Origin of the sequence: Pandoraea fibrosis, from assembly GCF_000807775.2 — a bacterium.
GTDB lineage: Bacteria > Pseudomonadota > Gammaproteobacteria > Burkholderiales > Burkholderiaceae > Pandoraea > Pandoraea fibrosis.
Genome location: NZ_CP047385.1, coordinates 3,358,729 through 3,369,735, shown reverse-complemented (window position 1 = coordinate 3,369,735; position 11,007 = coordinate 3,358,729). Strand labels below are relative to the sequence as shown.

General features: G+C 64.2%; 10 protein-coding genes. 6 read left to right on the top strand and 4 right to left on the bottom strand.

The window, feature by feature from the left end; all coding sequences use genetic code 11:
• Nucleotides 1–48 precede the first annotated feature (48 nt).
• The 3 genes from PI93_RS14870 to PI93_RS14860 form a co-directional block, all read right to left on the bottom strand.
• The gene (locus tag PI93_RS14870; protein ID WP_039365818.1) at nucleotides 49–966 is read right to left on the bottom strand and encodes a BKACE family enzyme; all 918 of its coding nucleotides are present in this window, start codon (nucleotides 964–966) and stop codon (nucleotides 49–51) included.
• A 107-nt stretch (nucleotides 967–1,073) separates the two neighbouring features.
• Complete coding sequence (locus tag PI93_RS14865) at nucleotides 1,074–2,000, bottom strand: 3-hydroxyacyl-CoA dehydrogenase NAD-binding domain-containing protein (protein ID WP_039365821.1); 927 nt, start codon at nucleotides 1,998–2,000, stop codon at nucleotides 1,074–1,076.
• 29 nt (nucleotides 2,001–2,029) lie between these two features.
• A complete protein-coding gene (locus tag PI93_RS14860) occupies nucleotides 2,030–2,788 on the bottom strand; it encodes a crotonase/enoyl-CoA hydratase family protein (RefSeq protein ID WP_039365823.1) in 759 nt (252 codons plus the stop codon).
• A gap of 220 nt (nucleotides 2,789–3,008) precedes the next feature.
• On the opposite strand from PI93_RS14860, the gene PI93_RS14855 reads away from it, so the two are divergent.
• From PI93_RS14855 to PI93_RS14835, 5 genes are all read left to right on the top strand, one after another.
• Nucleotides 3,009–3,926, top strand: a complete 918-nt coding sequence (locus PI93_RS14855; RefSeq protein WP_236105555.1) for a helix-turn-helix transcriptional regulator — start codon at nucleotides 3,009–3,011, stop codon at nucleotides 3,924–3,926.
• Nucleotides 3,927–4,075: 149 nt separating this feature from the next.
• Nucleotides 4,076–4,585: a sigma-70 family RNA polymerase sigma factor gene (locus tag PI93_RS14850; RefSeq protein ID WP_039365826.1), complete on the top strand. Its 510-nt coding sequence runs from the start codon at nucleotides 4,076–4,078 to the stop codon at nucleotides 4,583–4,585.
• Nucleotides 4,586–4,587: 2 nt separating this feature from the next.
• Nucleotides 4,588–5,601 (top strand): FecR domain-containing protein, encoded by a 1,014-nt coding sequence (locus PI93_RS14845; RefSeq protein WP_236105558.1) that lies wholly within the window; start codon nucleotides 4,588–4,590, stop codon nucleotides 5,599–5,601.
• A gap of 181 nt (nucleotides 5,602–5,782) precedes the next feature.
• A complete protein-coding gene (locus tag PI93_RS14840) occupies nucleotides 5,783–8,251 on the top strand; it encodes a TonB-dependent receptor (protein WP_236105560.1) in 2,469 nt (822 codons plus the stop codon).
• Nucleotides 8,252–8,271: 20 nt separating this feature from the next.
• On the top strand, nucleotides 8,272–9,732 hold the full coding sequence (locus tag PI93_RS14835) for an enterochelin esterase domain-containing protein (protein ID WP_052240375.1): 1,461 nt from the start codon (nucleotides 8,272–8,274) through the stop codon (nucleotides 9,730–9,732).
• 73 nt (nucleotides 9,733–9,805) lie between these two features.
• Here PI93_RS14835 and PI93_RS14830 read toward each other — a convergent pair whose 3' ends face one another.
• Nucleotides 9,806–10,258: a helix-turn-helix domain-containing protein gene (locus PI93_RS14830; protein ID WP_039365828.1), complete on the bottom strand. Its 453-nt coding sequence runs from the start codon at nucleotides 10,256–10,258 to the stop codon at nucleotides 9,806–9,808.
• A 103-nt stretch (nucleotides 10,259–10,361) separates the two neighbouring features.
• On the opposite strand from PI93_RS14830, the gene PI93_RS14825 reads away from it, so the two are divergent.
• Nucleotides 10,362–10,886 carry a DUF2938 domain-containing protein gene (locus tag PI93_RS14825; protein WP_039365830.1) on the top strand — a complete coding sequence of 175 codons (525 nt, stop codon included), beginning with the start codon at nucleotides 10,362–10,364 and terminating at the stop codon, nucleotides 10,884–10,886.
• The last annotated feature ends 121 nt before the right edge of the window (nucleotides 10,887–11,007 follow it).

The following is an 11,007-nucleotide window of genomic DNA, read 5'->3' as shown; positions in this document are numbered from 1 at the left end:
GTCTTTTCATTTTTTGGGGCCAGACAGCTTGCGACGCACGACCAACGATCAACGCACGGCGAACTCCGGCAGGACTTCGCGGTTGCGAGGCAACCCCATGATGTCGCGCGCTTCGGCGGGCGTGGCCGGCTCGTAGCCCATCTCGCGCACGAGGCGCACGACGCGCTCGGTCAGTTGCTGGTTCGTTGCCAGCACGCCCTGCTCGTAATACAGGTTGTCCTCGAGACCGACGCGCACGTGCCCGCCCAACAGCAGTGAATTCATGGCCGACGGCAGTTGCGCCGGGCCGATACCGCTCACACAGAAGATGCTTCCCTTGGGCAGCAGATCGACCATCGACTGCAACACGCGCGGCGTGTACGGCATGGCGTTCTGAAACCCGCGATGCACGCCGAGCACGAGGTTCACGAAGAACGGCTCGTCGTCGAAACCGGCGGCCGTCAGCGTGGCCAGGTCCTGGACGATGTGCGTGGGACTGAAGACCTCCCATTCCGGCTTGATGCCACGCTTCTTCATCTCGACGGCGAGATGCTTCGAGCGCTCCGGTGACGTATGCATGAGGATCTCCTTGCCCCCGAAGCTCGCGATGATCGTCGTGGCATCGAGCGTGCACATCTCCGCACCGGCATCCATGCCCTTCAGGCGCTCTTCCCAGAGAATTTCCCAGTATCCGTTCTCGGCCTGACCGATCATCTCGCCGTGTACGCCGCCGCCCGTGGAATTGTTGATGACGATGTCGCACTTATCTCGAATGCGACGGTTGATGTCGCGATAGATCGCCGGGTCACATGTGGCGCCGTCGTCCGGGCGGCGTGCGTGGATCGCCACCACACTTGCGCCCGCGTTGTAGCAGTCGTAGACGTCGCGCGCGATCTCGTCGGGCTGGGTGGGCAGATGGGGGTTCTGTGATTTGTACGCCATGCCGCCCGTCGGGGCGATAGTGACGATGACTTTCGGTTTGCTCATACCTGTCTCCTTCAACCGTTGAATTCACGCCCCCCATCCGCCGGATCGGGGGATTCCATGGATGCTGCGGGCGGACCCGCTATTGACGCAGGTGTCGCCGATCGCGCTTAAGGCTTGCTCGCGAGAATGCCGAGGATCACGGCGTCGCGCTGCGCCTCGAGTCGTGCGTTCCCTCGCCCGGCGAGTTCGGCGTCGACGCCGGCAGTGATGCGTGCCTTCAGGTCGTCCGTCAGCACGGGCTCGCCGAGGTCTGCCCACCACGACTCGATGGGCGGCCCAAGATGCTCCAGCAGATGTGCGATCCCACCTGCGCCTCCCGACAAATGCAGATTGAGAAATGGCCCCAGTGCAGCCCAGCGCAAACCCGGACCGTAAGCGATCGCGTCGTCGATATCGGCGACGGACGCCACACCGGTATCGACGAGATGCATCGCCTCGCGCCAAAGCGCGGCTTGCAGTCGGTTGGCGATATGGCCCTTGACCTCTTTCTTCACGTGAATCGGACGCTTGCCGATGGCGCGATAGAACTGCATCGCCGTATCGATGGCCGCTGGCGACGATTGCTCGCCGCCGATGACTTCGACCAACGGAATCAGATGCGGTGGGTTGAACGGATGCCCGAGCACGACACGCTCGGGATGCGCACACACCGACTGCACGCGACTCATCAACAACCCCGACGAACTCGACGCGATCACGACGGACGGCGGCAGCGCACCGTCCATCTTGCGAAAGAGGTCCTGCTTCAGATCTTCACGCTCGGGACCGCTCTCCTGCACGAAGTCGGCCCCTGCGAGCGCACCGTCAAGCGTGTCGTGGAACGTCAGCGCGTCGCGTGAGGCATCCGCAGATAGTCCGATGCGAATCAACGTGGGCCAGTGCGCATCGACCGCTTCGCGCAACCGCTCGCGAGCACCGGGCGCCGGGTCCCAGGCGCTCACGCGCAAACCACGCGCGAGAAAATAAGCCGCCCAGCTTGCACCGATGACACCGGTGCCGATGACGGCAACCCGTTCGATGTTGTCGTATTTCACATTCGTCTCCGTGGGGGTGAGCCGGACGGCTAGCGTGCCGCGCGACCCAGAAAGCGTTCCATGCGCTCGCGCGCTTCGGGGGTAGCCAACATGAGCGCACTCGTCACCGACTCGGTGAACAGGCCGTCGGCCATCGACATGTCGTGGATGCGCGACAGTGCGTGAATCGTCGCCCAGTTCGACAAGGGGCTATTCTCCGCCGTGTCGCGGGCAAGTTGCGTCGCCAACGCCATGCCCTCTCCCGCCTGCGTCAGATAGTGACCGAGGCCGAGACGCTCGCCGTCAACCGCGTCATAGCGACGCCCGGTCAGCATCATCTCCGTCATGCGGTCCGGCCCGAGAATGCGGGCGACGCGCACCGATGCTCCGCCACCCACGAAGATGCCGCGCTTGCCTTCGGGCAACTGGAAGAATGCGCTGCGCTCGATGACACGGACATGGGCAGCCAGCGCCAGCTCCAGCCCGCCGCCGATCACGGCACCATGCAATACGGCGACCACCGGGCGTTTGCCGAACTGAATCTCGTGGAACACCTTGTGCCAGCGCTGCGAGACGCGCAGAACATCGATGGGATCGCGCGTGCTGTTTTCGGACAAGTCCAGTCCTGCGCAGAAGTGTTCTCCGGAACCGCTCAGCACGACGGCGCGAACACTGTCGTCGAAATCGCGAAAGGCAGCTTCGAGCGAGTCGATCGCCGCATCGCAAAGCGCGTTGCGCTTGTCTGCACGGTCGAGGGTGACGAAGGCGATGGCGTCGTCGACGCGCACGCACAGATGGGGATAGGTCATTGTCTGCGTTGGCTCCAAATCGTGAAAAGTATCTTATAAGATATTTTCGTCGTTGCGTGATTTGTGTAATGCAGTTCAGGGTTAACAGGGATGATTCGATTCAAAAAGCAATTTAATGCATATTTTGAGAATGCGATGCGGAACCAGTGCAGTGGAGTGGCCGCATCGTCGGTATCTCATAGTATATTTATTGCTATCACTCTTTCTGCCAGACGTGCCCATGAGCCAATCGCCTGCTGACGCCCCGCCACTCGACTCGACCGACGATGCCGAAGCCGGGGTGTCGTCGCATCTGGCGTCGTTGGCGCGGCAGGTACGCACGCTGCGCGCGCAGCGCGGCATGACGCGCAAGCAACTCGCCGCGCAGTCGGGGGTCTCGCTGCCCTATCTCGCCCGTGTTGAGGCCGGCACCGGCAACGTCTCGCTGGCCGTTCTGCACAAACTGGCGCAAGCGCTGAACGTCGGCGTGGAAACGCTTGTGGCCGAGCGCTCGGCCCATGACGGCGATTTGCTGATCCTCGTCGAGTATCTGCGACAACAACCGCCGGAAGTCCTCTCTCGCCTGCGGCGCCAGATTGTCGTGCCAGGCGCGACGGACACACGCCGCACCGGGCAGCGCATTGCGCTCATCGGCCTGCGCGGCGCCGGCAAATCGACGCTCGGGCCACAATTGGCACAGGCCATCGGCGCACCCTTCATCGAACTGGACAAGGAAGTCGAGCGTGAAGCGGGCATCGCCATCGGCGAGGTCATTACGCTCTATGGGCAGGCCGCCATGCGACGCATCGAACGACAGTGCATCGAACGGATCATTGCCGAGCATGAGCATGTCGTGCTCGCGACGGGCGGCGGCATCGTCTCCGAAGCCCCCACCTACGAGCGCGTGCTCCGCGCGTTTCGCACGGTCTGGCTACGCGCCCGGCCGGAAGTCCACTTCCAGCGCGTGATGCAGCAGAACGACGCCCGCATTGCCACCGAAGCCCTGCGCAACGAGGCGCTCGACCATATCCATCGCATGCTCGACGCCCGCGAATCACTCTACCGATTAGCCGACATCACACTAGATACCTCGGACATCACCCCGGAAGCCGCCCTCGCGGTCCTCAAGACCGATCTGGCCCCCGCGCAAGCCGCCTGATTGTCACGCCTATTGCGTCGCCCCACGATTCGCGCTTAGAATTAATAAGAATCATTATCATTTGCAGATCGACGCCATGCCGTCGCGAACCGCCGCAGGGTCGGTAGGCGCTCGTCCGTGGCGAGCACGTCATGCGAACACGGGGAATCATGGAAAGTCATTTTCAGCGCGAAGTGGGAGCGCTCTATAGCGATCATCACGGCTGGCTGCGCGGTTGGCTACGCAAGAAGCTGGGCAATGCGTTCGACGCTGCCGATCTCGCGCACGACACCTACCTTCGCGTGCTTTCGACCGGCCGTGCGCCGCAGGCAGAAGACTCCCGACGCTATCTGGCCCGCATCGCCAACTGTCTGGTAATCGACCTGTTCCGCCGACGTCATATCGAGGCGGCCTATCTGGAAGTCCTCGCCACCCTGCCCGAGCCAGTCGTGCCGTCGCCCGAAACACGCGCCCTAGTACTCGAAGCGCTGATCGAAATCGACGCGCTGCTTGCACGTCTGCCGGCCAAGGCACGCACCGCTTTTTTGCTCTGCAAACTCGAAGGCCTCGGCTATCGCGCGATTGCCGAGCAAATGCATGTCTCGGTGTCGTCCGTCGAAAAGTACGTCGCCCAGGCGCTGCGCGAATGTTACGCCGTGCACTACGGGGGCGGCGCGTGACCTTGAAAACGCCCTCGCACACCGCATTGTCGGCGGGTGCCCTTTCACCGGAAGTTATCGAGCGTGCAAGTCTTTGGCTCGCGCGGTTGTGGTCCGACACGGCAAGCGCCGAGGACGTGGCCGCTTGCGAGTGCTGGCGTGCCGCGCATCCCGATCACGAACGCGCATGGCAACGCCTTGGGGCTATCGGACAAAAGTTCGATGCGGTCCCGTCGCGCGTCGCCTTCGACACACTGAATGCGAGCGCCACACCACGCGTCAGCGCCGCAGGACGTCGCCGCGTGCTGCGCGTTTTCGGCGGCGTCATCACGCTGGCCGGCGCGGGCTACACGCTGCGTCGCTCGTCGGTCTGGGACACGGTGACCGCCGATTACACCACCGGCGTCGGGGAAGTTCGAAGCCTGACACTGGCCGACGGGACACGCCTCTGGCTCGATACCGCCTCTGCCGTCGACGTGCGTTTTGTACCCGGCGAGCGTCGCATCGTCCTTCGACGCGGACGCATCTGTATCGAGACAGGCTCGGCGGCGACGGCCAACGGCAACTCGCGTGCGCCCCTCGTCGTGGCAACCCGTCAAGGGGAAATCCGCGACATCGGGACGCGCTTCACGGTGCGCGATGGCGGCGATCGCACGCAGGTCGCCGTGTTCGACGGCATCGTGCTCGTGCGCACCGCCGAGGGCGCACGCTCACAACGCCTTGACGCCGGTCAGGCCGCGAGCTTCTCATCGAGCGCCATCGAGACGGTCGATCCGGCAGACGGCTTTGACGACAACGCAGCAGCCTGGACCCGAGCCCAACTCATCGTTGAGCGCATGCGTCTGGGCGACCTCGTCGACACGCTTGCACGTTACCGGCGAGGTGTTCTGCGATGCGACGCTGCCGTGGCCGATCTGCGCGTCAGCGGCATATTCTCGCTCGCCGATACCGACCGCGCGCTGGCCAGCCTGGCCGTGGGACTACCTGTCGAGACCGTCTACCGCACACGGTACTGGGTCACGGTGAAAGCACGTTAGGAGCGCGCAGCGACGGCGGCCCCGTATACGGGGCAAGCGCCGCCTGACGATGTCCCGACAAACGCCGTTTTTTTTGCGATGTCGGTTGAGGGATTGCCGATCTCGTTCGGAATACCTGTATGCACCGGTGCGAAACGATGGCACCGGCATCCCTTTTTCCGAACTCTCAGGCACTCCGACCGTGTTGATTTCCGAAGCTGCTCCCTTGCGTCCGACACCACTTGCCGCCGCGCTCCGCCCTGCCGTCGCGCTGCTCGTCGCCCTCACGGCTGCCGGCGTCGCACACCCCGCCATCGCAGCCCCCGCTTCCACGGCTTCCGCCGCGTCTCAAACCGCCCCCGACGCGCGCCGCGCCTGGCAGATCGCGCCCGGCACGCTCGACGCCGTGCTCAACCGCTTTGCGAACACAGCGGGCATCGAACTCGTGATCGACGCCTCGCTGACACAGGGTCGCCAGAGCACCGGACTCGATGGCGAATACACCGTCACTCAAGCCCTGTACCAGTTGCTCTCGCCGTATCAGTTGCAGGCAATGCGCAGCAGCCAGGGGGTCTACACCGTGCGCGCCGCGACGCAGGGCAACGGTGCTGCGGCGACGGCGGGCGATGGTGTGCTGCTGCCGACCACGCACGTCGTGGCGCAGGCGGTCGGACTGCCCGAAGCCTATGACGGCGGGCAAGTTGCGCGTGGCGGCCATCTCGGCCTGCTCGGCAACAAGGACTTCATGGACGTGCCGTTCAACCTCACGTCATACACCGCGCAAACCATTCAGGATCAACAGTCGACCACGCTGGCCGACGTACTCGATAACGACCCGTCGGTGCGCTTCACCACGTCGAGTGGCCACATGTACGAGAACTTCAGCATTCGCGGCTTCCCGCTGACGGCCGATGAAGTTTCGCTCAACGGCATGTTCGGTCTCTCGCCCTATGGTCACGTGCCGACCGAGTTCATCGAACGCGTAGAAGTGCTCAAGGGGCCGAATGCCCTGCTCAACGGCATGTCGCCATCGGGTGCCGTCGGCGGTGCCATCAATGTCGTGACGAAAAAGGCCGAGAGCACGCCGCTGGCTCGCCTCACGGCCGACTACCTGTCCGATTCGCAATTCGGCGTGCAAGCCGATCTCGGGCGACGCTTCGGCGACCACGAAGAGGTCGGCATCCGCTTCAACGGCGCGCTGCGCGACGGCCGCACCACACTCGACGGCCAGAAGAAGCGGCGTCAGTTTGGCTCGGTCGCGCTGGATCTGAAAACGGATCGCGTGCGCATCGGACTGGACGCCTATACCGACACGGAGAAGTACACGGGCGGCAGTCCGTGGATGGCGACCTTCGCCACGAAAGTCGTCACACCGCCGAGCGCAGGCACCAACGTGCTGCGCGGCGAATACGGCGATCTGGAGAGCAATGGTGTGCAGTTGCGCGGCGAGGTCGACGTGACCGACGCCGTCACGGCCTACGCGGGCATCGGCGCACTGAGCTATCGCTACGCGGGCTACATCACGGGCACGCGCACCGGCCCGATCCAGCCGGACGGCAGCTACACCGGCGCGACCTACTTCCAGCGCGGGTGGACGGAAACCCTTTCGCTCGATGCCGGCGTGCGCACACGATTTCGCACGGGGCCGGTCACGCACGAGCTGACGCTCTCGGCCACCTCGCTCGACACGACCAGCGGCAATGTCTTCACGACGAGCGCGAACTACAACTCGAACATCTACGCGCCGGTCAATCCGACGCTCGCGAAAGATCCCGGCGCTGCGCCGAAGACGGCCGAATCCACGCTGTCGAGCTTTGCCGTGTCGGACACCGTATCGATGTGGCAAGACCGCGTGATCGTGATCGCGGGGGTGCGTAGTCAACGCGTGCGCGCGGCGGCCTTCGCCGCCACCACCGGCGCGCGCACCTCCAGCTACGACGAGAGCGCCATCACGCCGGCGTTCGGTCTGGTGCTCAAGCCGTTCGGCCCGAACGTCTCGTTGTACGGCAACTACATCGAAGGTCTCACGCAAGGTGGCATGGTCACCGATGTGAGTGCCGCCAACTACGGTCAGGTCTTCGCCCCGTATCGCAGCAAGCAAGCGGAAGTCGGCGTGAAGTGGGACGCGGGCAGTTTCTCGAACACGTTGTCGTTCTTCCAGATCACCAAGCCCGGCATGATCAAGGACGTGGCGACCAACACCTACAACCCCGACGGCGAGCAACGCAACCGTGGCGTGGAATGGAATGTGTTCGGCGAGTTCACACCGCGCTGGCGGGTGCTGGGCGGCGTGGCCTACACCCGTGGCGAATTGACCAAGACCGCCGGCAATCTCTACAACGGCAATACGCCCTACGGCGTGCCGAAATGGACGGCGAACCTCGGCACCGAATGGGATTTGCCGTGGGTGCCCGGCGTCACCCTCACGGGACGGATGATCAGCACCAGCGCGCAATACGTGAACTCCGCCAACACACAACAGATCGGCGGCTGGACGCGTTACGACATTGGCGCGCGTTATGCCACACGTCTTTACGGCAAAGGCGTGGTCTTTCGCGCCGCCGTGGAAAACGTCACCAATCGTATTGCCTGGTCTGGCACGTTTAACGATGGATACGTGATCCAGAACGCGCCGCGCACGGTCAAGCTCTCCGCCAGCATCGATTTCTAAGGTTCGTCATGACACGTCCCATGACCCGCGCCGCACTCGCGGCCATCGTTACGCTGATGAGCGTTGCCGTGACCGACGTTCAGGCGGGCACGCTCCCCCCCAAAACGTCGCATGACGCGTGTACCGGCGATCTGCACGCGCCGAAATACCGGCTTGGACTCGTCAGCCCGCGTTTGCTGGCATTGAATGCCTCATTGTGCGCAGGCGGCAGCACCGATGCGTTCTGGCAGGAAGTCAGCACGTCGGGCACGCCCATGATCGAAGCCATCCCGCAAGGGACGGTGACGGGCGATGAGTCGGCGTCGCTGCTGGCGCAGCCGCCCGGTAAAGTCTCGCTGCTGACGTTCCTGTGGCGCGGGCATCCGCGTAACGTGCGCATTCTGGGGGCCCCTTCGGGCGACCATGACGATATGCGTCAACTCGGCACCAGCGATGTCTGGTACCGAAGCTACGTCGTGCCCGACTCGGCGCGTCTGTCGTATCAGCTCGCGCCGGACGTTCCCGATCTGGAAGGTACCGCGATGGAACGTCGCCGTGCCGTGGTGAAAACGTTACAGGCCGACCCGCTTAATCGTCACCCGTTCATCGTTGAAGGGTTCGATGGCAAGCGCAGTGTGAAGTCGTCGGTCACCCTGCCGGGCGCGCCGCCCCAACCATGGATCGATCGGCGCGCGAACGTGCCCGCCGGCGCCGTGCAGGCGATACGTTTTACCAGTAAAGCGCTGGGCAACACGCGCGATGTCTACCTCTATCGTCCTGCCGGGTATCGCGCGGACGATGCCTCGCAAGGCTTGCTCGTCGTATTCGACGCGCATGCCTATGTGAACACGGTACCCACGCCCGTCATTCTCGACAACCTCATCGCCGAGGGACGAATTCCGCGCACGGCTGCGCTGATCGTCGGCGTTATCGACGGCGGCACGCGAGGCAAGGAGTTGCCACCGAATCCGGCGTTCGCGCGGTTCCTGTCCGACGAGTTGATGCCGTGGGCGAAGTCACAAGGCGTGTCGGCACCCGCTACACGCACCGTGGTCGCCGGGTCCAGCTATGGCGGGCTGGCTTCCGCATGGGCGGCGCACATTGCCCCCCAGTGGTTCGGTAATGTGCTGTCGCAGTCGGGGTCCTATTGGTGGGCACCGTCACAAGGCGACACCGCAACGCGCGAGTCCGGCTGGCTGATCCGCCAGTACGCCGACGGCCCACGTCTGCCAGTGAAGTTCTACCTTGAGTCGGGACTGTTCGAAGACCGGCGCGGGCCGACCGGCATCGGCACGTCAGGCCGGCACATGCGCGACGTATTGCGCGCGAAGGGGTATGACGTGACGTATGCGTCGACAGCGACTGGTCACGATTACCTCCACTGGCGCGGATCGCTCGCCTGCGGGTTGATGACGCTCATCGGCACACCGGAAACGCAGCGCGAGTTGCGTGCGACGCCTGCAACGCCGCGCAGTCTCGCGAGCGTTTGCCCGATGCAATGAACCACGGGCGGTCACCTCCGGGATGCCCGCCCGTTGCTGCCGGCACGCTTCACGTCCCCCGTTTCTACCGCTTCTACCGTTTCGCGGTCGCCTTGCGGCGTGACAGCGATGGCGGGTCCGTCGCGGCTATCCTCCCCCCTTTCACGCTGGCGAGCCGCATGAGCCGTTGAAACTGCGGGCACGCCAAATGCTCCGGCGCGGGGCAGACGGCCGCGTGTCGCAGCCCGTCGCGCAGCGCGCTCAGTTGCCGTATGGTCCGGTCGATGTCATCGGCTTTTGCCGTCAGCCTCGCGCGATCAATGCTCGCTTTGCCTTGCGGCAGCAACATCCCGGCGATGTCGTCCAGCGAAAACCCGGCGGCTCGGCCCAGCGCGATCAGCGCCAACGTCTGCAAGACCGACGCATCGTACTGACGACGCAACCCGCGCCGCCCCGTCGCTGCAATCAGCCCCTTCTCCTCGTAATAGCGCAAGGTCGACGGCGGCACCCCTGCCCGCGCCACGACTTCGCCAATGTCCAGTGTCATGTCGACGCCCCCGCTTGACTTCAAGTTGACTTGAGTTCGTATAGTGCCTCAATCGCGGCGGCATTGCTCAGCCTGCCGCTCCACTGGCATTCAGGAGTCGAACATGACAACCGCCCCCGAAGTTCTGTCGTTCCTCGTCGCTCAGGTGCTGGCGATGGGCATTTTCGCTACCGTAGTGATGGACCTCTGGGCGGTGTTTCTACGACGTGCGTTTGGCATGGCATCGCTCGATTACGCGTTGGTCGGCCGATGGCTGGGACATATGCGGACCGGACGTTTCGCCCACGCGGGCATTGGGCACGCGTTGCCGGTCGCAGGGGAAAGGGCATTGGGATGGTTCGCCCATTACGCCATTGGCGTGGGGTTCGCTGCCTGTCTCGTCGGTCTCGCCGGCCCGGCGTGGCTGCGCGCGCCTACGCTCGTGCCGGCATTGGCCTTCGGCATTGTCACCATCGTGGCGCCGTTCTTCGTCTTGCAACCGGCGCTCGGCGCAGGCATTGCGGCATCGAAGGCGCCCAACCCCGCACAGGCCAGACTGCGCAGCCTCATGACGCACAGCGTCTTCGGTCTCGGTCTGTATGGGGGGGCGTGGCTGGCGAGTCTGGCAGACCGCGCAACGGCCGGGTAAGTTGATCTCGCGGTTTCCCGGTTTCGCACGACGCACGCTTGAGCTGTCACAGACGCCGTACTATAGTGGCCGACGCCATGCATCGCTTGCGGTGCCTTGGCGTCCTCACAAAAATGGCATG